Here is a 20,788-nt window from a genome sequence, read left to right as displayed (position 1 = left end):
TTTGCCATTCACACGCTCCCTGTCCGGACTGCCATCTTGATAGATGAGTCACGTTTTTTCGGAAAGGCGAAGCCAACAGTCATTCCCGCATGGCCGCAGCCTGCCTGCCCTTGGCAGCGGCCATGCGGATTCTACTGTTCCGCGGAGAATTGTACCTTCATTGTTGCCGGATCACTGCCGCCCTTGGCGAAGAACGGCAGCAGCTCGGCAAGCGGCAGCTGGTGGCAGCCGCGCCATCGTGCCGTCGTCTTGGCTTAGGATGTCGAGCGCCTGAGGGATGTTGCGGTTGAGCGAATGCGATCCTGCCAATCTGATCTGGCGGCGGAAAATCTCGAATGGGGCAACCGAAATCCTGGCGTCGGGCGCGCAAACGCCGAAGACAAGCGCCGTGCCGCCATCGGCGGTGAAGCCGATCATGCCCTCGACCACCCTGGCGACACCGGTGGCGTCGGCGACGAAATCGAAGCCGCGCGCCCGCGCCGAGAGTTCCTGCGATCCGGATACCAAAGGCTCCAGCCCGAGCGCCTCTGCAAAGGCGAGGCGTTGTTCGCTGATGTCGGCGACGGCCACGCTTTTCACGCCCTTGGCCCGGAGCGAGAGGGCCAGCAGCAGGCCGATCGGCCCGGCGCCGAAGACCAGCGCGGTGCCTGGCGTATTCGTGCCGGCCCCGAGCCCGGCGGCACCGAGACCGTTGAGAACACAGGCGAGCGGCTCGGCAAGGGCTGCGGTGGCGAAACCGAGGTCGCCGATGCCATGCAGATGGTCGACGGCAACCAGGCTGAACTCGGCGAAGCCGCCATCCGCGGTGACGCCATAGGCTTTCAGGCTGGCGCACAGATTGGTGAGGCCCTTGCTGCAGGCGGGGCAATGCCCGCACGGGATGTTGGGATCGACGGCGACCCGGTCGCCGGGCTTGACGGTGGTGACATCGCTGGCGACCGCCTCCACCGTGCCGGCATATTCATGACCGGGAACCAGCGGAAACGCGCCCTCCCCGTAGCGGCCATGCAGGACCTCGATGTCGGTGTGGCAAAGCCCTGCGGCGCGGACCCGCACCAGAGCGTGGCCCGGCTTGACCTTTGGCAGGTCCAGCTCCGCCATGCCGGCAACGCCTGCGGCGGTAAATCGGATGGCCTTCATGTCAGTCTCCCTTGGCGATGCGGCTTGGAGAGCGCTCAGCTCATCCAGTTGCCGCCGTCGACATTGTAGGTCTGCGCCAGAATGTAGTCGCTGTCGGACGAGGCCAGGAAGACGGCGAGCCCGGCAATGTCCTCGGGCTGAGCAAAGCGGCCGATCGGGACCGACTTCGCCACGGCCGCCTTCTTCTCTCCCGGCTTCAGGCCCTCCCAGCGGGCGAAATGGGCATCGACGACATCCCAATGTTCGCCGTCGACGACGCCGGGCGCGATGGCATTGACGTTGATGCCGTGCTTGACCAGCGCCAACGCCGCCGACTGCGTCGCCGAGATGATCGCCGCCTTGGAGGCGCAGTAAAGCGTCACCAGTGCCTCGCCACGGCGACCGGCCTGGCTCGCCATGTTGATGATCTTGCCGCCGCGGCCACCCGCGATCATCACATTGGCTACCGCCTTCATCATGAACAGCGGCCCCTTGAGATTAATGGCGAAGACGCGATCGTAGCTGGCTTCGGTGATCTCGGTGATCGGCGCCATGTCGAAGATGGCCGCATTGTTGACGAGAATGTCGATGCCGCCGAAATCGCGGTCGACTTCGGCGACCACCCTGTCAATCGCTTCGAGATCGGTGACGTCGAGCTTGACGGCGCTGGCCGAAGGACCGATCGCCGCGGCCGCCCGCGTCGCACGCTCGACGTCGATATCGGCAATCACAACGGTGGCACCTTCGCGCGCATAGGCTTGCGCAAAGCCGAGGCCAATGCCGCGCGCACCGCCGGTTATGAGGGCAATCTTGTTTTTCAGTCTCATTTTCAATTTTTTCCCGAGTTCTCGAAAAGATGTGCCGCCAATAGGCGGCCGGCGCGTCGTCAAGGCAAGCATGGCCCGGCCTTCGCCGCCTGCAAGGAAAACACGGACCCGCTGTGGGACGGGTCCGTGCATCCTCCGGGCCTGCTGCAATGGGAGGCTTTTCCAGGCCCGGATCGCCGGGGACGGCACACGCACCGTGAACGCGCCTATTTGATGTAACCCGCCTCCGTCATCGTCTTTTCCACCGAGGCCTGGGCGCCGCTCAGCACATCATCGACCGACTGCTGGCCGGTGACCGCTGCGGCAATCGCCTGACCGACCTCGGTGCCGATGCCCTGGAACTCAGGAATGGCGACGAACTGGATGCCGGTATAGGGAACCGGATCCTTGGTCTGCTTGGTTGGATCGGCGGATTCGATCGCCGAAAGCACCGTTGCGGCGAAGGGCGCCGCCTTCTGGTAGTCGGCGCTGGCATAGGTGGACTTGCGCGTTCCAGGAGGCGCCGCGACCCAGCCTTCGGTCTCGCCGACGCGCTGGACATAGGCTTTCGAAGTTGCCCATTTGACGAAGGACTTTGCGGTATCTGCCTTCTTGGTCGAAGTCGGGATAGCGAGGCTCCATGCCCAGCCCCAGGCCGAACCGTTCGGGGTGACCGCCACCGGCGCCTTGGCGAAGGCAACCTTGTCGGCAACCTGGCTTTGCTTCGGATCATAGACGCGACCCGCCGCCGACGTGGCGTCGATCCACATGGCGCAGTGGCCGGAGGCGAACAAGGTCTGGTTCTCGTTGAAACCGTTGGAGCTTATTCCCGGAGGTCCATCCTTCTTCATCGTGTCGACATACCAGCCGATCGCCTTCTTCCACTCGGGCGAATTGAGCTGCGGCTTCCAGTCCATGTCGAACCAGCGGCCGCCGAATGTGTTTATCAGGGTGCCGAGGAAGGCCATGTTCTCGCCCCAGCCCGGCTTGCCGCGCAGGCACAGACCATACTGTTCCTTCGACTTGTCGGTGAGCTTGTCGGCGAATTCCGTGATCTGGTCATAGGTTGGCTGCTCCGGCATCTTCAGGCCGGCGGCGTCGAACAGATCCTTGCGGTAGAGGGTGAACGAGCTTTCGGCATAAAACGGCACGGCGTAGAGCTTGCCGTCGACGGTCAGGCCACTGCGGACCGGTGCGATCAGATCGTCATAGTCGTAGTCGTCGCCGAGATCGTTGAGCGATGTCAGCCAGCCGCTCTTGCCCCAGATCGGTGTCTCGTAACCGCCGATGGTCAGAACGTCGAACTGGCCGCCCTTGGTGGCGATGTCGGTGGTGACCCGCTCGCGCAGAACGTTTTCCTCGAGCACCACCCAATTGACCTTGTTGCCGGTCGCCTTCTCCCATTCCGGCGACAGCTTCTGCATGATGATCATGTCGCCATTGTTGACCGTCGCCACCGTGATTTCCTCGGACAGGGCGGCACCCGTCGCCAGTGCCGACGCAGCGACCGACGCGGCGAAAATTCCAATACGCTTACCAATTGGCATTTCGTCTCCTCCTTTACGAATGCGCATGTGTAAGTGAACATGCGTATATATTTTATTGCGCTTGGAGACAGGCGAGTCAAGCTCGGCACTAGGCGATTTTTTGGCGCAAGGGTCGCTTGCCGCATTGGTTGCGAGGCGGCGAAGCACTCCAATAAGGCCGCACGCGAATGAAAATAAATGTACGCACGTTCAGTTTGTGTTGACTTCACTCTCCCGGCGATTTACCTCGACTATAGCCGGTACACGCCGCCACGATCCGCGCGCGGTCCGGCTGGGAAGAGAAGGATTTGCAAGCATGAGCCTTTCGCGCCGCAGCGAGATCGCCGCCGAGGCCGCGGGGCCAACGATTGTCGCCGGCGAGATCCTGGTCGAGATCATGGCGACGGAACGGGGTTTTGGCTTCCTCGAACCGCAGACGCTGACAGGGCCATTCCCGAGCGGCGCGCCGGCGATTTTCATCGACCAGGTCGGCAGGCTGGGCGGCGGTGCCGGTATCATCGGCTGCATCGGGCGTGACGATTTCGGCACGCTCAACCTGGAAAGACTGAAGCGCGACGGCGTCGACATCTCTGCCGTCGATGTCAGCGACCGTTTCCCGACCGGATGCGCCTTCGTGCGCTATCGGCCCGATGGCGGCCGCGACTTCGTCTACAACATCGCCGAATCCGCCGCCGGGCAGATCCGCCTTACCGCCGCTGCACGTCTGCTGGCGGATAGAGCCGGCCATCTGCACATTATGGGATCGACGCTGTCGGTGGCCGGGCTGAGGGAAATTGTCACTTACGCCGTGCAGGCGGTTCGTGCCCGCGGCGGCTCGACCTCGTTCGACCCGAACATGCGCAAGGAGTTGATCGACGGCGCCGACGGCGCGCTGTTTTCGGCGCTGGTCGACGATGCCGATCTTTTGCTGCCGTCCGGCGACGAATTGCTGGCCGCGGCCGGCGTCGATGATGAGCGCCAGGCGGTGGCGGCACTGTTTGCCCGGGGCGTCGGCGAGATCGTGCTGAAGCGCGGGGCGGCCGGCTCGTCCTGGTTCGGCGCCGACGGCTCCCGGATCGACTGCGCCGGTTTCCTTGTCGAGGAAGTCGACCCGACCGGCGCCGGCGATTGCTTTGGCGCCACCTACCTGAGTTGCCGGCGCAAGGGAATGGAGCCCGGCAAGGCGCTGCTTTATGCCAATGCCGCCGGCGCCCGCAACGTCACGCGGCAAGGCCCGATGGAAGGCGTTGCCGGCTTCGACGGGCTCGACGATTTCATCAAGGGAACAGTGAGGCGGACATGATGGCCAATCCCCTTGCCGGTCTCGCCGCTGCCCGCCGCAACGGAACACCTTACGGCATCACCTCGATCTGCTCGGCGCATCCGCTGGTGATCCAGACGGCGATCAGGCACGCCGTCGCGGACAAGGAAGCCACCCTGCTGATCGAGGCAACCTGCAATCAGGTCAACCAGTTCGGCGGCTACACCGGGATGACCCCGGACCTGTTCGTCGCTTTCGTCCTGGAGATCGCAAGCAGGGAAGGTCTCGACCCCCGGCGCATCATCTTTGGCGGTGACCATCTCGGACCGAACCCGTGGCGTGCGGAGCCGGCCGCAAAGGCGATGAGCAAGGCCGAAGCCATGGTCACGGCTTACGTCTGGGCCGGCTTCAGCAAGATCCATCTCGACGCCTCGATGGGCTGCGCCGGCGAGCCGGCGGCCCCGGACGACGAGACCATCGCGACCCGGGCGGCGCGGTTGGCCAAGGCGGCTGAAAAGGCAGCGCTCGCGCGCGGTGGCACATTGCCGGTCTACATCATTGGCACCGAGGTTCCCGCTCCGGGCGGCGTCGATCACGCGATAAGCGAGTTGAAGCCCACTGAAGCGGCAGCGGCGCGGCGCACGATCGAGATTCATCGCGACATCTTCGCCCGCGAAGGCCTGACGGACGCCTTTGGCCGCGTCATCGCCGTGGTGGTGCAGCCGGGCGTGGAATTCGGCAGCCAGAATGTCGTCGCCTACGCGCCCGAAAGGTCGAGAGGCCTGACCGGATTGCTCGATGAGCAACCCTCGCTCGTCTACGAGGCGCATTCCACCGACTATCAGAGCCGCACGGCGCTGACAGCTCTCGTCGCAAACGGCTTTCCGATCCTCAAGGTCGGCCCCGGCCTGACATTTGCCCTGCGCGAGGCGTTTTACGGTCTCGACCTGATCGCCTCCGAAATGGTCGCCGACTATGGCGAGAGGCCACTCGCCCACACGATGGAGCGCGTGATGCTGGCAGCACCCGGCCATTGGCACAGCCACTATCATGGCAGCGAAGCGGACCTCTATCTGCAGCGGCACTACAGCTACAGCGACCGGATCCGCTACTACTGGAGCAACCCCACCGCCATCGCCGCCGTCGACCGCCTGCGCAAGGCGCTCACCGGCGTGGCCATTCCCGAAACGCTGATGCGGCAATTCCTGCCGACACTGCCGGCCGGGCTTGGATCAGCCGGCAATCCCGAGGCGATTTTCCACGCGGCGATCGGCCAGGCGCTGGCAGACTACGATGCTGCTTGCCGGGGCGGCAGGCACTAAGAACCCGAAGCCACTTTGTCAGCCGGCGCGCGCGATGCTAGAGCGAAAGGCATGACATCCGTGGCAGCCTCCTCGATATCTGCATGAAATCAGTCGTTCTGTTCGCGTTGCTGGCGGCCTTGCTCCTTGCTGCGCCCGCACGCGCCGACTGGAAGCCGGTCGAGAAGGTCGAGACCTACGCCATTACGGGACAAAGCGGCCCCGAGCTCTATGCCTCGATCGGCGAAGCGGGCCCCTTGCTGGGCAAAGGCCGCGTCATTGCACACACCAATTTCAAGCTGACCTGGACCCGGGACTACAAGCCGCAAGGCGGCGCCTGCGTGCTGCGATCGGCGCGGCCGAAACTCATCATAACCTACACCTTGCCAAAGCCGGCCGCGCCGCTGTCTCCCGCCGTGCAGAAGAGCTGGGAGATTTTCGCCGCCGGGCTCGCCGCCCATGAAAAGGTGCATGGCGCAGCCATCGTCGAGATGGTGCGCAAGATCGAGGCGATCAGCGTCGGCATGACCGTCGCCGACGACCCCGGCTGCACAAAGATCAGGACCGAGTTGACCCGGCAGCTTGCCCAGATCTCACTGGCACAGCGGCAGGCCAGCCGCGACTTCGACAAGGTCGAATTCGGTCCTGGTGGCAATTTGCAGAAGCTGGTGCTGGCTTTTGTGAATGGAGGGTAGTTTGCCGAGCTGCCAGTCGTTGCGCCGGGCCTTCGAACGACAAGAGCACCGGCCGCGTGGCCGCTTTACAGGCAGGCTTGGTAGCGCTACCGTCTGATCGTCGCGCGACCTATTGTGGGAATGGGAGACGGTCGCGAGGCGGGAGAGGAGCGGTTTCCTTCGGGGCGTCGCAAGAAGCTGTTCGGGAGGAAATCGATGGCGTCTGTCGCGATCGGCGACGTTTACAAATCGTTCGGGACCGTCGAGGTTCTGCATGGCGTCAGTGTGGACATTAATGACGGCGAGTTCGTCACGCTGGTCGGGCCGTCGGGTTGCGGGAAATCGACCCTTCTCAGGATGATCGCCGGCCTGGAAAAGATTTCGCGCGGCCAGATCGCGATCGGCGGGCGTGTCGTCAACAACGTTGCGCCAAAAGAACGCGACGTCGCCATGGTCTTCCAGAACTATGCGCTCTACCCGCATATGACCGTGGCCGAGAACATGGCGTTCTCGCTCATGCTCAAGGGTGTATCGAAAGCACAAAGCGATGCCGGCGTTCAGCGCGCGGCCGAAATTCTGGGGCTGCTGCCCCTGCTGACGCGCTATCCTCGTCAGCTTTCCGGCGGCCAGCGCCAGCGCGTCGCCATGGGCAGGGCGATCGTACGCGATCCGCAGGTTTTCCTGTTCGACGAACCGCTGTCCAATCTCGACGCCAAGCTCAGGGTGCAGATGCGCGCCGAGATCAAGGAATTGCACCAGCGTCTCAAGACCACGACAGTCTATGTCACTCACGATCAGATCGAGGCCATGACCATGGCCGACAAGATCGTCGTCATGCACGACGGCATCGTCGAGCAGATCGGGCCGCCGCTGGAACTCTACGACAAGCCGAACAATCTCTTCGTTGCAAGCTTCATCGGCTCGCCGGCCATGAACCTGATCAAGGGTGAAATCGCAACCGACGGCTCCCCGTCCTTTCGCGGCGCCGGGGGGATTTCCCTTCCGTTGGCCGCGGCGCCTGCCGTCGGCAATGGCGATCCGGTGGTGCTGGGAATACGGCCCGAGCATCTGCGCCTGTCGTCCGACCAGGGCATTCCGGTCACCGTCGTGGTGGTGGAACCGACCGGGTCGGAGGTGCAGCTCATCGGTCGGACCGCCGGCGGCGACGAGATCGTCGCGAATTTCCGGGAACGCCATTCGTTCACGCCGGGCGAAACCATACGGCTCTCGTCCGAACCTGGTTTGATCCATCTGTTTGACGGCAAAACAGGAACACGATTCGAAACGCGCACTGGATTGTAAGGACCGCACAGCAAGGAAAACAAACCGGAGGAGACTACTATGAAATTCACGAGACGGGATGTAATCCGCACGACCGCAGGTGTTGCGGCGGGAGCCTTGGGAAGCCGCTTCGTCGGTTCGCCCGCTTTTGCCCAGGAGGGATTGAAGTACAAGCCTGAGGATGGCGCGAAGCTGCGGCTGCTTCGCTGGTCGCCTTTCGTCTCGGGCGATGAGACTCAATGGCTGGCCAACACCAAGCGCTTCACCGAGGCGACGGGTGTCGAGGTTCGCGTCGACAAGGAAAGCTGGGAGGACATCCGCCCCAAGGCGGCGGTTGCCGCCAATGTCGGCTCCGGCCCGGACCTCATGCTCGTCTGGTTCGACGACCCGCATCAATATCCCGACAAGCTGCACGACGTGACGGAACTGGGTGAGTATCTGGGTTCGAAATACGGCGGCTGGCACGACGGGCCCAAGCAATATGCGACCCGGGACGGCAAATTTATCGGCCTGCCTCTGGCCACGATCGGCAATGCCATCGTCTACCGCGAAAGCTGGGTGAAGGAGGCTGGCTTCTCGGAGTTTCCGAAGGACACGAAGGGCTTCCTCGAGCTTTGCAAGGCGTTGCAGGCAAAGGGACATCCGGCCGGCTTCACGCATGGCCACGGCGTCGGCGACGGCAACAACTATGCTCACTGGCTGTTGTGGAGTCATGGCGGCCAGATGGTCGACGAGAGCGGCAAGGTGACCATCAACAGTCCCGAGACGCTGAAGGCGATCGAGTACGCGCAGGCGCTCTACAAGACCTTCATTCCCGGCACCGAAAGCTGGCTCGACGTCAACAACAACCGCGCCTTCCTGGCCGGCGAACTCGGCGTCATAGCCAACGGCATTTCCGCCTATTACACGGCCAAGACCAACAAGGACAACGATCCGAAACTGGCCGAAATCGCCAAGGACATCCGCACGACCAACCTGCCGATCGGTCCCGTCGGAAAATCGGTTGAACTGTTCCAGGTGACCACGGCTGTCATCTTCGACTACACGCCCTACCCCAATGCCGCCAAGGCCTATCTGCAGTTCATGTTCGAGGATCCGCAAATGTCGGACTGGATCACTTCCTCGGCCGGCTATTGCTGCCAGACGCTCAAGGCTTTCGACAGCAATCCGGTGTGGACGGCCGATCCGAACAATGCCGCCTATGCCAAGGCCTCGGCGACGCTGCGTCCCAACGGCTATGCCGGGCCGCTCGGCTATGCCTCGGCGGCCACCATGGCCGACTATGTGCTGGTCGACATGTTCGCCAAGGCCGTAACCGGCCAGGCGACGCCGCAGGAGGCGATGGAAGAGGCGGAGAAGCGCGCCAACCGGTACTACCGCGTCTAGGAGCACAGCCGGACCGGGCAGCCGTGCTGCCCGGTCCGGTTCCTGAAATCGCCTGGTGACCGTGCGGGCCGACCAGGAGACCTGCTAGAGCAGTTCGGCTTTCGATAGAACCGCTGCCCTGATCTGAGTGTTCGTTTTTACGCAATTCCGGACGGAAAGCCGCTACACACTTTTCCTGGAATTGCTCTAAGGAGCTGTTCATGGCCGTGTCGTCCGTTGCCGCCCAGCCGCGTCCGTCGCTGCTTTCGCGCCTGTCCGAGAGCCGCAATGCCCTTGGCTTCGGATTCATGCTGCCGGCCGCGGTGCTGCTCCTGGTTTTCCTGACCTATCCGCTCGGGCTCGGCGTCTGGCTCGGCTTCACCGACGCCCGCATCGGCCGCTCCGGCATCTTCATCGGCACCGAGAACTACCAATATCTGTGGAATGACAACGTCTTCTGGCTCTCGGTCTTCAACACGCTGCTGTATACGATCAGCGCTTCGATCCTGAAGTTCGCGCTCGGCCTCTGGCTGGCGCTTATCCTCAATGAAAACCTGCCCTTCAAATCGTTCTTCCGCGCGGTAGTCCTGCTGCCATGGGTGGTGCCAACCGTGCTCTCGGCCATCGCCTTCTGGTGGATCTACGATTCGCAGTTCTCGATCCTGTCCTGGGCGCTGCAGCAGATGGGCCTGATCGACCACCGCATCAATTTCCTCGGCGATCCGACAAACGCGCGCGCCTCGGTCATCGCGGCCAATGTCTGGCGCGGCATTCCTTTCGTCGCCATCACACTGCTTGCCGGCCTGCAGACGATCCCGCAGTCGCTTTACGAGGCCGCCACGCTCGACGGCGCCACGCGCTGGCAATTGTTTCGCTATGTGACGCTGCCGCTGCTGACGCCGATCATCGCCATCACCATGACGTTCTCGGTGCTGTTCACCTTCACCGATTTCCAGCTGATCTATGTGCTGACCCGTGGCGGGCCAGTGAATGCCACGCATCTGATGGCGACATTGTCGTTCCAGCGCGGCATTTCCGGCGGCCAGCTTGGCGAAGGCGCGGCCATCGCGGTGGCCATGATCCCGTTCCTGCTGGCGGCGATCCTGTTCAGCTATTTCGGCCTGCAACGCCGCAAATGGCAACAAGGTGGAAGAGACTGACATGGTCATGATCAAGACGGCCGCGACCAAGAAGACCAAACGTCCGGACATCGACGAAGGCGGCATGGGCTACCTGCAGAGCCTGCCGCGCCGCGTGGTAACGGTCTATCTGCCGTTGCTGGTGTTCGTCATCGTGCTGTTGTTTCCTTTTTACTGGATGACGATCACGGCGGTTAAACCCAATCTCGAGATGACCGACTATGCGCAGTTCAATCCGTTCTGGGTCGTGCATCCGACGTTGGAGCACATCCGTTATCTCTTGTTCGAGACATCCTATCCGGGCTGGCTGCTCAACACGATCATGATCTCGACCGCCGCTACCTTCCTGTCGCTGCTGGCGTCGGTCTTCGCAGCTTATGCGATCGAGCGGCTGCGGTTTTCCGGGGCGCGGCAGGTCGGCCTCGGCATCTTCCTCGCTTATCTCGTGCCGCCCTCGATCCTGTTCATTCCGCTGTCGGTGATGGTGTTCAACCTTGGGCTTTACGACACGCCCTTCGCGCTGATCCTTACCTATCCGACCTTCCTGGTACCGTTCTGCACGTGGCTTTTGATGGGTTACTTCCGCTCGATCCCGTTCGAGTTGGAGGAATGCGCGCTGATAGACGGGGCGAGCCGGTGGCAGATTCTCACCAAGATCGTGCTGCCGCTGTCGGTGCCCGGCCTGATCTCGGCCGGCATATTCGCCTTCACCCTGTCATGGAACGAGTTCATCTATGCCCTGACATTCATCCAATCTTCGGAAAACAAGACCGTGCCGGTTGGCGTGCTGACCGAACTGGTGCGCTCCGACGTCTATGAATGGGGGGCTCTGATGGCGGGAGCATTGATCGGCTCGCTTCCGGTGGTCGTGCTCTATTCCTTCTTTGTCGAGCACTACGTCTCCTCGATGACCGGCGCGGTGAAGGAATAACGCGCCGGCTCATGCAGGCCGCGATGCATCAAATCGCGCGGATGATGCCGCCGTCCACGCGGATGTTCTGGCCGGTGATGTAGCCCGCACCTTCGGAAGCGAGGAAGGCGATGGTGGCGGCGATCTCCTCCGACGTACCGTAACGCTGCATCGGCACGCTGTCGCGGCGCTCCTCGGTGGCCGGCAGGCTGTCAATCCAGCCGGGCAGCACGTTGTTCATGCGCACATTGTCCGCGGCATAGGTGTTGGCGAAGATCTTGGTGTAGGCGGCAAGACCGGCGCGGAACACGGCGGATGTCGGGAACATCGGGCTCGGCTCGACAACCCACGCCGTCGAGATGTTGATGATGGCGCCGGCCTTCTGCTTGACCATCTGCGGCGCCACGATGCGCACCGGCCTAATGACGTTGAGCAGATAGACGTCCATGCCGGTGTGCCATTGCTCGTCCGATATTTCGAGGATCGGCGCGCGCGGCCCGTGGCCGCCGCTGTTGACCAGCACGTCGATGCGACCGAAGCGCTCCAGCGTCAGGTCGGCGAGCCGCTGCAAATCGTCATTCGACTGGTTGGAGCCGGTAACGCCGAGACCGCCTAGCTCCTTTGCCAGCGCCTCGCCCTTGCCGGAGGACGACAGGATCGCGAGTTTGAAGCCGTCCGCCGCCAGGCGTTTCGCCGCCGCCGCGCCCATGCCGCTGCCACCGGCGACGACAACAGCCACTTTTTCTACACTCATCTTCTCTCCTTGAGGTCTTTCGGCGCATGCGTTGCGCATTCAAAAGGTGATATAGCTGGAGTCCGCCGCTGTTTCGAACCAGAAAGCCTGAAATCAAGCTGTAGAAAAACTCCTGCATGCCCGAAGCCTTCCTCAGCCTGCCGCCGTTGAATGCGCTGCGCGCCTTCGAGGCCGCCGCGCGTCATCTCAACTTCCGCATCGCCGCGCAGGAGCTGAACGTGACGCAAGGGGCGGTGGCGCAGCACATACGCGGGCTGGAAGCCGACCTCGGCGCAAAACTGTTCGAGCGGCTGCCCCGCGGCCTGGCGCTGACCGACGAGGGCCGCGCCTATGTGCCCAACATCCGCCGTGCCTTCGAGCTGATCTCGGAGGCGACCTTGCTGCTGCGGCCCGAACCGGCACGACTGACGATCAGCGTTACCCCAAGTTTCGCCACCAAATGGCTGATCCCGAAACTGCCGGAGTTCGTGGCGCACAATCCGCTGGTCGATCTGCGCATTCTGGCCAGCGAAAGCCTGTCGAGTTTTCAGGCCGACGGCGTCGACATTGCGGTCAGGCAAGGGCGTTCGCCCTTCGGCCCCGGATTGATGGTGGATCTTTTGTTTCCACAGCAGATCGTCGCCATCTGCAGCCCCGCCCTTTTGCCGGCCGGCGCGAAGCAGATTGCGCCGACGGATATCCAGCATCATGTCCTGCTGCACGACACGCACAATCTGTGGCCCGAATTCATGGAAAAGGCGCTCAGCCTGAAGATGGCCCCAGAGGCAAAACGAATGCGCTTCAACCAGACCGGACTGGCGATCGACGCCGCCATTGCCGGCCAGGGCATCGCGCTCGCCAGTCGCTTCCTGGTCGCCGCCGACCTCGCCGCCGGCCGGCTGGTGCAGCCGATCAACGCTGGGATGCGTGGGACGCAGGATTTCTATGTGGTGGTGCCGCGCAAGCAACGGCACCCCGAGCCGACGCAAGCCGTGCGACAGTGGCTGCTGGATGAGGCGGGGGTGGAGGATAGCTGATCTCCCCCCTTGCGGGGGAGATGTCCGGCAGGACAGAGGGGGTGTGAAGGAACGCCAACGATCGACGTCGTCCGTTCCTACCCCCGAATCCAGGGGCTGACCGATAGTTTGACAGGCCAGAGGGACAGCACCCCCTCTGCCCTGCCGGGCATCTCCCCTGCAAGGAGGGAGATTGGCAGCTTCGCTGACAGCGTCTCTTTACCCTCGCCGCGCAATGTCAGCCGCCACCGCCTTCGCCTCCTTGCCGATTTCCCGGAGCAGGCCGGTGACCGGATTGTAGAAGCCAACGAGATAGAGGCCGAGCTGCGAAGAGCGGGCGCTGACGCCGCTGCGTTCCGGCTGCAGTTCCGCCGGAACGAATTTCTCGTAGCCGGGGCAGTAGCCGGTGGCGAGGATGACGGCGTCGAATGTTTCCTGCCTGCCGTCGGCGAACGCGGCGCCGTGCTCGGTGAAGCGCGCTATGTCGGGCGCAATCTTGATGGCGCCTTTGGTGATGGCGTCGACCGTGCCGACATCGATCACCGGAATGCGGCCGACCTCGTCGATCTGCTGCAGGATGCCCTGCTTGGGTCGGACGATGCCGTATTTTTCGAGCTTGCCCAGTGCGAAATCGAGAATGATCGGGAACATCCAGTCGTTCAGCGCCTGCGGCATTGGCCGACTGGCGATGCCGACCATCTGAATCGGTACGCCGAACAGCTGGCGCGGCACGATATGGACGCCCTTGCGCACCGAAATGGTGGGCTTGGCGCCACCTTCGGCAAGGTCCAGCGCGATCTCGGCGCCGGTGTTGCCCATGCCGACGATCAGCACCGAGCGGCCGGCAAAGGGCGCGGCCTCGGTATAATCGGCGCTGTGCAGCACCTCGCCCTTGAAGGCCTCGATGGCGGGGAGCCGGGGAACGATCGGCTCGGCATTGTTGCCGCTGGCGATGACGACATGGCGCGCTGTCAGGCTCTCCGATCCCGTCTCGACCAGAAAACCGCTGTCGCCGCGACGAATGGCTTTCACCGTCACGCCGAAGCGCGGGCGGAGGTCGAATTTTTTGGTGTAGTCGTCGAGATAACGAACCACCAGTTCGCGCGGCACGTAGCGCGGATAGTGCTTCGGGAACGGCAAGAACGGCAGCGAGGAGAACGACTTGACCGTATGCAGATGCAGCCGCCGATAGTGACGCCGCCAGGCGGGCGCCACCTCCCCGGCTTTTTCGAGGATAACGAAATCCACCCCTGCCCGCTTCAGGCAGGCGCCGACCGCCATGCCGGCGGGGCCGGCACCGACAATAACGACAGTCGTGTCCAAGCGATTCTCCTCCCGCCAGCCTGGCTGAGGCTATGCGCAGAGGCACAGGCCGGACAAGTCACCTGTTCCGCAATATCCCCGCCTTGGCCAGCGTCTCCAGGCCATCGCAGAGATGTTTCTTCAGCACGCGCACGGCTTCCGCCGCGTCGCGCTTGCGGCAGGCGGCGAGCAGTTCGCGGTGTTCGGCCTTCGAGACGCCGCGATAGTCGAGGCTGGACAGGAGCATGCGGACATAACGGTCGGCGGCATTATGGTGCGCTTCGATCAGGCCGAGCAGCCGGGCGTTGCCGCAGGCGCTGTAGAGCGCCAGGTGGAAGGTCCGGTTCAGCGCACCCCAACGGGCGACATCGGGCTCGGCGTCGATGCGGGCGAGCACCTGCGCTGCCTCGTCGAGCTTTTCACTGCCAAGCTTTGGGACAGACAGGTTGAGCGCCTCGCTTTCAAGCAGGTCGCGCAACGCAAAAATCTCCCTGATCTCGGTGGCGTCCATACGGGCGACATGCGCGCCCTTGGTCGGGTGTATCTGGACGATCCCTTCGGCCTCTAGCTGGCGCAACGCGTCGCGGATCGGCATGCGGCTGAAGCCGAAGCGCAGCGCAAGATCGTCCTGGCGCAGCGCCGTGCCGTCCGCCAGGCTGCCGTCGGCGATCGCCTCGCGCAGCACATTGGCGACCTGTTCGGCCACCGTCTGCGGCCGCTGCACTTCGGCAAATCCAACCATACGAGCCCCTCCTGCCAGCTGCTTCAGCGGCTCCTGCCGCCTACGTCATGGGCGCTGCCATTGGCTCTTCATCCGTACGCGTACACTCCGAGATTGTGACGGAGAGAAGGCCAAAGCTGCTGCCCCGGCGCTCACTCCCCTGTTCTTCAAAGGACGGTAAACGACGCCGACGACGACCACCTTACACAACAAACATGAGCTTGCGCGAATATATGCATGCCGCCCCCGCCACAGCGCGCTGGCTGGCAGACGCAGTGCTTTCGGGCGACGGCAATCCGAAGCAGACATGGCTCAGGCCACAGCGATTTGCGTGATGGGAAGGATGAGGCTGGGCGACGTCGTGTCGATGTAGCCCGGCCATCATCGCGAAGAGGAAGCCAGCGTTGCGCCCTAGCCGAGATGCACGGCGCGCAGCTTCTTCTTCATCTGCTCAAGGGCAACCTCCCCGCCTGCGGCCAGTTCGTCGGCGATCCTGGCCAGTTCGTTATCGGCGTTGCGGTATTTGCTGCCCCAGGCACCAAGCGTCGCCAGCACCGGCAGCAGGTCAATGCCGGCCTCGGTCAGCCGGTAGATCGCCTTGAGTTTGTGTGTGGGGTCGTCGCTCTTGGTGACGATGCCCTCATCCTGCAAGGTCTGCAGCCGTTCGGCCAGCGTGCGCGATGAGATGCCCTCGTCGGATAGCAGGAACTCCCGGAAGTGCGTCTTTCCGGCGAAAACCAGGTCGCGGATGATCAGCAGCGTCCAGCGGTCGCCAAGCAGTTCGAGCGAGAGGCTGATGGGGCAACCGGATCTTTCCCTGGTTGACATTTCTATGGTTCCGTTTTTAAATCACTTTACTATTGACATCATTTTCCCCTTGCGTCAATGATTTTAGAAGTAAACCATTTTCCACCTGGACGACACTCAGGTCGAATGAGGAGAACGACGATGAGAAAGCTGATCCTGCAAATGCAGATGTCGGTCGACGGTTTTGTCGGCGCGGCCGGCGACGAGCATTGGCAGCTCTGGGAATGGGGCGGCTACTGCCCGTGGGACGAGGAATTGAAGCAGGATTTCAACGCCGTATTCGCCGGTATCGACACCATCCTGCTCAGCCGCAAGATGGCCGAAGAGGGTTACCTCACCCACTGGGGCAATGCGGCGAAAAACTATCCGCGCGATCCCTTCTACGCCTTTGCGCAGCGCATCGTCGAGGCACGCAAGGTGGTGCTGAGCGACAAGCTCGCGTCATCGCGGTGGGAGCGCACCGTGCTCGCCAGCGGCGACCTGCCGCGCGAGGTCAAGGCGCTGAAAGCCGAGGGCGGTGGCGACATGGCGGTGTTCGGCGGCGCCGGCTTTGCCTCGGCGCTGATTGCGGCGGGGCTGGTCGATGAGTTCCAGCTGTTCATCAATCCGGCGGCGCTTGGCGATGGCGAGCGGATTTTCGACCGCGGCGGCTTCAGAAAACTGCGCCTGCTCGGCTCGAAAGCCTATGCCTGCGGCATGGTGGTCAACCGCTACGCCCCGGTTTGATCTGGTTCAATCCCTAAATCGGTAAACCGCTGCAACTCCCTGTTTTCAAGAGAATTCCGGGCAGAAGACCGCTGGGAGATTTCCTGGAACTGCTCTAGAAATTGATCTCGACCGAAGCGGCGCTACGCTTCGCCGGCCCGTGAAACACTGCTTCGATGTTGTTGCCGTCGGGGTCGAGCAGGAAGGTGGCGTAGTAGCCGGGATGGTACGGCCGCTCGCCTGGCGCACCATTGTCGGTGCCGCCGGCATCGAGGCCAGCTTTGTAGAAGGCATCGACCATGGCATTGTCCCTGGCCTGGAAGGCCAGATGGTGACGCCCGGTCAGTTGCCCCCTCGCCGCCCGGCTGTCGAGACTGGAGATGAACAATTCGTCGGCCCAGAAATAGTCCTCGGCCTCGCCACCGATCGGAACACCAAGCACCTTGAACACTGCTTCGTAGAAACGCCGGCTGGCCTTGAGATCCCTGACCACGAGCTGGATGTGGTCGATGAGGCGGCCGCGATGCAGCTCCATGAGCGATATCTCCGGTTCACGAGACCACAAACCTAGCGCCGCAGAGCGGGTCGTCAATTCGGCAGCGCATTTTTGCCGCTCGCGCCGCCTGCCTTTGCCATGTCCGGATGGACTTCCGCGCAAACCGGATAAAAAATGCAACCGGATTGTCGGATTCGAAATCCCACCAACGTCCTTCGGACGCAAGCGGCGCAATGGAGCTGGCGCTGCATCGAACCGATTTCGGGAGAAGACCATGAACAATTCCTATCGTTGGGTGATCGTCGCGGCGGGCGCGTTGATGACCTGTGTGGCGCTCGGCGCGATGTTTTCGCTGGCGATCTTTCTCGAGCCGATGGCGCTCGACACCAACTGGTCGCGCACCGGCATTTCCAGCGCCATGACGCTGAACTTTCTGGTGATGGGCGCCGGTGGTTTCGCCTGGGGCGCCATCTATGACCGCGTCGGCGCCCGCCCCGTCGTCTTTGCCGGCGCGGTGCTGCTCGGTCTGTCGCTGGTGGTGGCTAGCCGCGCCAATTCGCTCATCGTCTTCCAGCTGAGCTACGGCGTCATCGTCGGGCTGGCGGCGAGCGCGTTCTTCGCGCCGATGATCGCGCTGACCACCGCCTGGTTCGACACTCATCGCAGCCTTGCCGTGTCGCTGGTCTCGGCCGGCATGGGCGTGGCGCCGATGACCATCTCGCCCTTCGCGCGCTGGCTGATCACCGCCTATGACTGGCGCACGGCCATGTTCGACATCGGCATCATGGCCTGGGTGCTTTTGCTGCCGGCCGTCTTCCTGGTGCGCCAGCCATCGATGGCGGTCGCGGCATCGGATGGCAGTGCGCCCGCGCCTGTCGCGGACGATCCCGGCTTTAGCGTCGGCCAGGCGCTGCGCTCGCCGCAATTCCTGGTTCTGGGCATGACCTTCTTCGCCTGCTGTGCTGCGCATTCGGGACCGATCTTCCACATGGTGAGCTATGCCATGTCGTGCGGCGTAGCACCCATGGCCGCCGTGTCGATCTACAGCGTCGAGGGCCTTGCCGGCCTTGGCGGGCGCGTGCTCTACGGCGTGCTCGGCGACAGGCTGGGCGCCAAGCCTGTACTGATCGTGGGCCTCGCCATCCAGGCGGTGGTGATTGCCGCCTATCTCGCCATTGGCAATCTCGAGCAGTTCTATCTCCTGGCGATCATCTTCGGCGCCACCTATGGCGGCGTCATGCCGCTCTATGCCGTGCTGGCGCGCGACTATTTCGGGCCGCGCATCATCGGCACGGTGCTTGGCGCCGCCACGCTGCTGTCCAGCCTCGGCATGTCGTTCGGGCCGCTCGCCGGCGGCATGATCTTCGACGCCTATGCCAGCTATTCCTGGCTGTTCATCGGCTCGGCGCTAGTTGGCCTGGGTGCGGCCGGCATCGCCATCGCCTTCCCGCCACAGCCCGGCCGGGAGCGGCTGCAAGTGGCTTGAAATCCCTGGTTCCCGTCCGGCGCGGAAATCTGTTTGCCCCATGCATGCGATTATGAAAGGCTTCCGGCCGAAGATACCGCACGCCGGCCAGGCCGGCGTGCATCCTTGCCAAGTCTGTTCAGGGAGGCAGTTGCAGTGGGCCTGGAAGCCGAGGACGCGAGAGGCTGGTCGACCCTGTTGGGGGCGGCGGAGAAAGGCGACATCGCGACCCTCCGCGCCGAGCTGGCGGCGGGGGCTGATATCAACCAGACGGATGAAGGCGGCTGGTCGGCGTTGCATCTGGCGGCCCACAACGGCCGCGGCCCGGTGCTCGAAGCGCTGATTTCGCATCCGCAGATCGACGTGAATTCCAGGAACAAATGGAAGAGCACGCCGCTCAGCCTCGCCGCGGCCAAGGGACACCACGCCACCATAACGGCGCTGATCAAGCATCCCGACATCGATATCGACGCGCGCGCCGACTATTATGGCCGCACGGCGCTGATCGAAGCGGCAAGGACCGGGCATCTGGGGATCGTCAGGCTGCTCGTCGAACACGGCGCCGATGTCAATGCGGCCGACAAGACCGGCCGCAACAGCGCGCTTATCGAGGCGATCAAGGGGCGGCACTATGACGTGGTGCAATATCTGCTGGAAACGAGGAAGGTGAACTTCCTCAACAAGGACATGCGGCTCAACGCCTTGATCTGGGCCGGCAGCACCCGCAATGCCGAGCTTATCGAGACGCTGGAAGCAGCGATCCACGCCTTCTTCGAAGGCAAGTAAGCGCGACAGATCGCTCCGCCACATTTCTCCCAGCGCGACAGATCACGGCCTAGGTCGGCGACAACGCGATCCCTTCGACAGCCAGGATGCGTGTCCTGGCGCTGCGAAAGCGGATCTCCTTCAAACGCTCGTATTCCGGCGAGTCATACCAGGCCGAAAGCGATGCCATGTCGGGAAATTCGATGATGACGAGGCGGTGCGGGTGCCAGTCGCCCTCGAACACCTTGGTCGCACCGCCGCGCGCGAGATAGCGGCCGCCGTAGCGCTCCTCGGTGGCCGGAACCTCACGCCTGTATTGATCGAATACGGCCGCGTCGGTGATATCGACATCGGCAATAAGATAGGCCGCCATCCCGTGTCTCCTCCCTGTTTGCCAATCGTCCCTTCTCAAATTGCCTTGCACATCATCAGCAACGGCATCGGCGCCCGCCGAAGTCGTCGAAATCTGCTGATGCGGCAATCATATTAGTATCAAATCATATTAAGCGCATCCGAGGAGACGGCTTGGTGAACCAAGCTATCAGGCGCCGCCGGCCTCCACCGTCCTTGCGACCACCCAGCGATGCTTGCCGATCTGGCGGCTGCGTTGAAAGCCCTGGCGTTCGAACATGGCCAGCGTGCCATTGTGCAGGAAGGCGCCTGCGACCGAGCGCCTTCCGCGCCGCTAAGGAATAGCCGATCTGGTCCGACTTTGAGGCCGGACGATCAGTTCCTGAGCGCAATCGTCGCCGCTGCGCCGCCCATGCAGACCGCGGCGCCGCGGTTGAACAGGCGCGTGGCACGCGGCGACTGCAGGGTGTGGCGGGTCCTCGCCCCGGCAATAGCGAACGGGAATTGCACCGCCGTCAGGATGATCGCGGTGATGGCTAGCAGGACAGGCACGTCGAGCGGCGACAGCGCGCCGATATCGACCACCGTCGGCAGGATGGAGATGTAGAACAGCACCGATTTGGGATTGCCGAGCGTGACCAGGACACCGGAAACGAACGCGCTTCTGCCGCCGCCGGCCTTGCCCGTCTCAGCCACATTGAAGGTCTCGCCCGAAGTCCAGAACTGCACCGCCAGATAGCAGAGATAGACGACACCTGCCCATTTGATGGCGATCAGGAGAAAGCTGAAGGTCTCGGCGATGAAGGCCAGGCCGGCAAGCACGGCGGCGAGGTAAAGCACGTCGCCCAGCACCATGCCGGCGGTCATCCAGGCCGCCTGCCGGTAGCCGCTTTTCAGCGCCTGCGCGACGATGGCGACGATCTGTGGACCGGGAATGATGGCGGCGATCGCCAGTGCGCCGGAATAGGCGGCAAAACCCGACAAAGTCATTCTTGTCTGCCTTTCGATGACCAGATGCGGAATGGAGGCGCCGACAATCGGATCG

20 protein-coding genes and 1 pseudogene are annotated in these 20,788 nt (G+C 63.1%); 11 read left to right on the top strand and 10 right to left on the bottom strand.

What is annotated here, in order from left to right:
- Nucleotides 1-131 precede the first annotated feature (131 nt).
- The 3 genes and pseudogenes from ACYHH6_RS18245 to ACYHH6_RS18235 form a co-directional block, all read right to left on the bottom strand.
- Nucleotides 132-1,140, bottom strand: a pseudogene (locus tag ACYHH6_RS18245) (alcohol dehydrogenase catalytic domain-containing protein).
- A 35-nt stretch (nt 1,141-1,175) separates the two neighbouring features.
- A complete protein-coding gene (locus ACYHH6_RS18240; RefSeq protein WP_352587706.1) occupies nt 1,176-1,946 on the bottom strand; it encodes an L-iditol 2-dehydrogenase in 771 nt (256 codons plus the stop codon).
- Between the two features lie 206 nt (nt 1,947-2,152).
- Nucleotides 2,153-3,472 carry an ABC transporter substrate-binding protein gene (locus ACYHH6_RS18235; protein ID WP_435053367.1) on the bottom strand — a complete coding sequence of 440 codons (1,320 nt, stop codon included), beginning with the start codon at nt 3,470-3,472 and terminating at the stop codon, nt 2,153-2,155.
- Nucleotides 3,473-3,767: 295 nt separating this feature from the next.
- On the opposite strand from ACYHH6_RS18235, the gene ACYHH6_RS18230 reads away from it, so the two are divergent.
- The 7 genes from ACYHH6_RS18230 (at nt 3,768) to ACYHH6_RS18200 (ending at nt 11,403) form a co-directional block, all read left to right on the top strand.
- Entirely contained in the window at nt 3,768-4,754 is a 987-nt protein-coding gene (locus ACYHH6_RS18230) for a tagatose kinase (protein ID WP_352587703.1), read from the top strand.
- The gene (locus ACYHH6_RS18225) at nt 4,754-6,034 is read left to right on the top strand and encodes a D-tagatose-bisphosphate aldolase, class II, non-catalytic subunit (RefSeq protein WP_352587880.1); all 1,281 of its coding nucleotides are present in this window, start codon (nt 4,754-4,756) and stop codon (nt 6,032-6,034) included. The genes ACYHH6_RS18230 and ACYHH6_RS18225 overlap by 1 nt, the downstream gene beginning before the upstream one ends.
- An 83-nt stretch (nt 6,035-6,117) precedes the next feature.
- On the top strand, nt 6,118-6,708 hold the full coding sequence (locus ACYHH6_RS18220) for a DUF922 domain-containing Zn-dependent protease (RefSeq protein WP_352587700.1): 591 nt from the start codon (nt 6,118-6,120) through the stop codon (nt 6,706-6,708).
- Nucleotides 6,709-6,903: 195 nt separating this feature from the next.
- Entirely contained in the window at nt 6,904-7,989 is a 1,086-nt protein-coding gene (locus ACYHH6_RS18215) for an ABC transporter ATP-binding protein (protein WP_352587697.1), read from the top strand.
- 39 nt (nt 7,990-8,028) lie between these two features.
- Nucleotides 8,029-9,354 (top strand): ABC transporter substrate-binding protein, encoded by a 1,326-nt coding sequence (locus ACYHH6_RS18210; RefSeq protein WP_112566560.1) that lies wholly within the window; start codon nt 8,029-8,031, stop codon nt 9,352-9,354.
- Nucleotides 9,355-9,641: 287 nt separating this feature from the next.
- Nucleotides 9,642-10,493, top strand: a complete 852-nt coding sequence (locus ACYHH6_RS18205; protein WP_435053374.1) for a carbohydrate ABC transporter permease — start codon at nt 9,642-9,644, stop codon at nt 10,491-10,493.
- 1 nt (nt 10,494) lies between these two features.
- Nucleotides 10,495-11,403: a carbohydrate ABC transporter permease gene (locus tag ACYHH6_RS18200; RefSeq protein ID WP_192248980.1), complete on the top strand. Its 909-nt coding sequence runs from the start codon at nt 10,495-10,497 to the stop codon at nt 11,401-11,403.
- Nucleotides 11,404-11,431: 28 nt separating this feature from the next.
- On the opposite strand, the gene ACYHH6_RS18195 is transcribed toward ACYHH6_RS18200, so the two are convergent.
- Nucleotides 11,432-12,136 carry an SDR family oxidoreductase gene (locus tag ACYHH6_RS18195; protein WP_352587689.1) on the bottom strand — a complete coding sequence of 235 codons (705 nt, stop codon included), beginning with the start codon at nt 12,134-12,136 and terminating at the stop codon, nt 11,432-11,434.
- 116 nt (nt 12,137-12,252) lie between these two features.
- Between ACYHH6_RS18195 and gcvA the strand changes: the two genes are divergently transcribed.
- Nucleotides 12,253-13,152 (top strand): transcriptional regulator GcvA, encoded by a 900-nt coding sequence (gene gcvA / locus ACYHH6_RS18190; RefSeq protein WP_352587686.1) that lies wholly within the window; start codon nt 12,253-12,255, stop codon nt 13,150-13,152.
- Between the two features lie 198 nt (nt 13,153-13,350).
- On the opposite strand, the gene ACYHH6_RS18185 is transcribed toward gcvA, so the two are convergent.
- The 3 genes from ACYHH6_RS18185 to ACYHH6_RS18175 form a co-directional block, all read right to left on the bottom strand.
- Nucleotides 13,351-14,454: a flavin-containing monooxygenase gene (locus ACYHH6_RS18185; protein ID WP_352587683.1), complete on the bottom strand. Its 1,104-nt coding sequence runs from the start codon at nt 14,452-14,454 to the stop codon at nt 13,351-13,353.
- A gap of 58 nt (nt 14,455-14,512) precedes the next feature.
- Nucleotides 14,513-15,175: a GntR family transcriptional regulator gene (locus ACYHH6_RS18180; RefSeq protein ID WP_352587680.1), complete on the bottom strand. Its 663-nt coding sequence runs from the start codon at nt 15,173-15,175 to the stop codon at nt 14,513-14,515.
- Between the two features lie 390 nt (nt 15,176-15,565).
- A complete protein-coding gene (locus ACYHH6_RS18175; RefSeq protein WP_352587677.1) occupies nt 15,566-15,982 on the bottom strand; it encodes a winged helix-turn-helix transcriptional regulator in 417 nt (138 codons plus the stop codon).
- Nucleotides 15,983-16,102: 120 nt separating this feature from the next.
- Between ACYHH6_RS18175 and ACYHH6_RS18170 the strand changes: the two genes are divergently transcribed.
- Nucleotides 16,103-16,687 carry a dihydrofolate reductase family protein gene (locus ACYHH6_RS18170; RefSeq protein WP_352587674.1) on the top strand — a complete coding sequence of 195 codons (585 nt, stop codon included), beginning with the start codon at nt 16,103-16,105 and terminating at the stop codon, nt 16,685-16,687.
- A 94-nt stretch (nt 16,688-16,781) separates the two neighbouring features.
- Here ACYHH6_RS18170 and ACYHH6_RS18165 read toward each other — a convergent pair whose 3' ends face one another.
- The gene (locus ACYHH6_RS18165) at nt 16,782-17,210 is read right to left on the bottom strand and encodes a VOC family protein (RefSeq protein WP_352587877.1); all 429 of its coding nucleotides are present in this window, start codon (nt 17,208-17,210) and stop codon (nt 16,782-16,784) included.
- A gap of 226 nt (nt 17,211-17,436) precedes the next feature.
- Between ACYHH6_RS18165 and ACYHH6_RS18160 the strand changes: the two genes are divergently transcribed.
- On the top strand, nt 17,437-18,648 hold the full coding sequence (locus tag ACYHH6_RS18160) for an MFS transporter (protein ID WP_352587671.1): 1,212 nt from the start codon (nt 17,437-17,439) through the stop codon (nt 18,646-18,648).
- 135 nt (nt 18,649-18,783) lie between these two features.
- Entirely contained in the window at nt 18,784-19,413 is a 630-nt protein-coding gene (locus tag ACYHH6_RS18155) for an ankyrin repeat domain-containing protein (protein ID WP_352587668.1), read from the top strand.
- A gap of 49 nt (nt 19,414-19,462) precedes the next feature.
- On the opposite strand, the gene ACYHH6_RS18150 is transcribed toward ACYHH6_RS18155, so the two are convergent.
- Together ACYHH6_RS18150 and ACYHH6_RS18145 are read right to left on the bottom strand one after the other, a co-directional pair.
- Complete coding sequence (locus ACYHH6_RS18150; RefSeq protein WP_142868601.1) at nt 19,463-19,765, bottom strand: DUF1330 domain-containing protein; 303 nt, start codon at nt 19,763-19,765, stop codon at nt 19,463-19,465.
- Nucleotides 19,766-20,118: 353 nt separating this feature from the next.
- Nucleotides 20,119-20,733, bottom strand: a complete 615-nt coding sequence (locus tag ACYHH6_RS18145) for a LysE family translocator (protein ID WP_352587666.1) — start codon at nt 20,731-20,733, stop codon at nt 20,119-20,121.
- Between the last annotated feature and the right edge of the window lie 55 nt (nt 20,734-20,788).

The organism is Mesorhizobium sp. P171375 (assembly GCF_057786075.1).
Note: the sequence above shows the minus strand (reverse complement) of the source record. Positions and strands in the feature narration are given on the sequence as shown.

Excerpts from the sequence above, each read along its gene's own strand:
- ACYHH6_RS18170 (WP_352587674.1), top strand. The coding sequence starts at position 16,103 with ATGAGAAAGCTGATCCTGCAAATGCAGATGTCGGTCGACGGTTTTGTC.
- ACYHH6_RS18215 (WP_352587697.1), top strand. The coding sequence starts at position 6,904 with ATGGCGTCTGTCGCGATCGGCGACGTTTACAAATCGTTCGGGACCGTC.
- ACYHH6_RS18195 (WP_352587689.1), bottom strand. The coding sequence starts at position 12,136 with ATGAGTGTAGAAAAAGTGGCTGTTGTCGTCGCCGGTGGCAGCGGCATG.
- ACYHH6_RS18150 (WP_142868601.1), bottom strand. The coding sequence starts at position 19,765 with ATGGCGGCCTATCTTATTGCCGATGTCGATATCACCGACGCGGCCGTA.
- ACYHH6_RS18145 (WP_352587666.1), bottom strand. The coding sequence starts at position 20,733 with ATGACTTTGTCGGGTTTTGCCGCCTATTCCGGCGCACTGGCGATCGCC.
- ACYHH6_RS18200 (WP_192248980.1), top strand. The coding sequence starts at position 10,495 with ATGGTCATGATCAAGACGGCCGCGACCAAGAAGACCAAACGTCCGGAC.
- ACYHH6_RS18240 (WP_352587706.1), bottom strand. The coding sequence starts at position 1,946 with ATGAGACTGAAAAACAAGATTGCCCTCATAACCGGCGGTGCGCGCGGC.
- ACYHH6_RS18175 (WP_352587677.1), bottom strand. The coding sequence starts at position 15,982 with ATGTCAACCAGGGAAAGATCCGGTTGCCCCATCAGCCTCTCGCTCGAA.
- ACYHH6_RS18235 (WP_435053367.1), bottom strand. The coding sequence starts at position 3,472 with ATGCCAATTGGTAAGCGTATTGGAATTTTCGCCGCGTCGGTCGCTGCG.
- gcvA (WP_352587686.1), top strand. The coding sequence starts at position 12,253 with ATGCCCGAAGCCTTCCTCAGCCTGCCGCCGTTGAATGCGCTGCGCGCC.
- ACYHH6_RS18220 (WP_352587700.1), top strand. The coding sequence starts at position 6,118 with ATGAAATCAGTCGTTCTGTTCGCGTTGCTGGCGGCCTTGCTCCTTGCT.
- ACYHH6_RS18210 (WP_112566560.1), top strand. The coding sequence starts at position 8,029 with ATGAAATTCACGAGACGGGATGTAATCCGCACGACCGCAGGTGTTGCG.
- ACYHH6_RS18180 (WP_352587680.1), bottom strand. The coding sequence starts at position 15,175 with ATGGTTGGATTTGCCGAAGTGCAGCGGCCGCAGACGGTGGCCGAACAG.
- ACYHH6_RS18225 (WP_352587880.1), top strand. The coding sequence starts at position 4,754 with ATGGCCAATCCCCTTGCCGGTCTCGCCGCTGCCCGCCGCAACGGAACA.
- ACYHH6_RS18205 (WP_435053374.1), top strand. The coding sequence starts at position 9,642 with ATGCTGCCGGCCGCGGTGCTGCTCCTGGTTTTCCTGACCTATCCGCTC.
- ACYHH6_RS18230 (WP_352587703.1), top strand. The coding sequence starts at position 3,768 with ATGAGCCTTTCGCGCCGCAGCGAGATCGCCGCCGAGGCCGCGGGGCCA.
- ACYHH6_RS18160 (WP_352587671.1), top strand. The coding sequence starts at position 17,437 with ATGAACAATTCCTATCGTTGGGTGATCGTCGCGGCGGGCGCGTTGATG.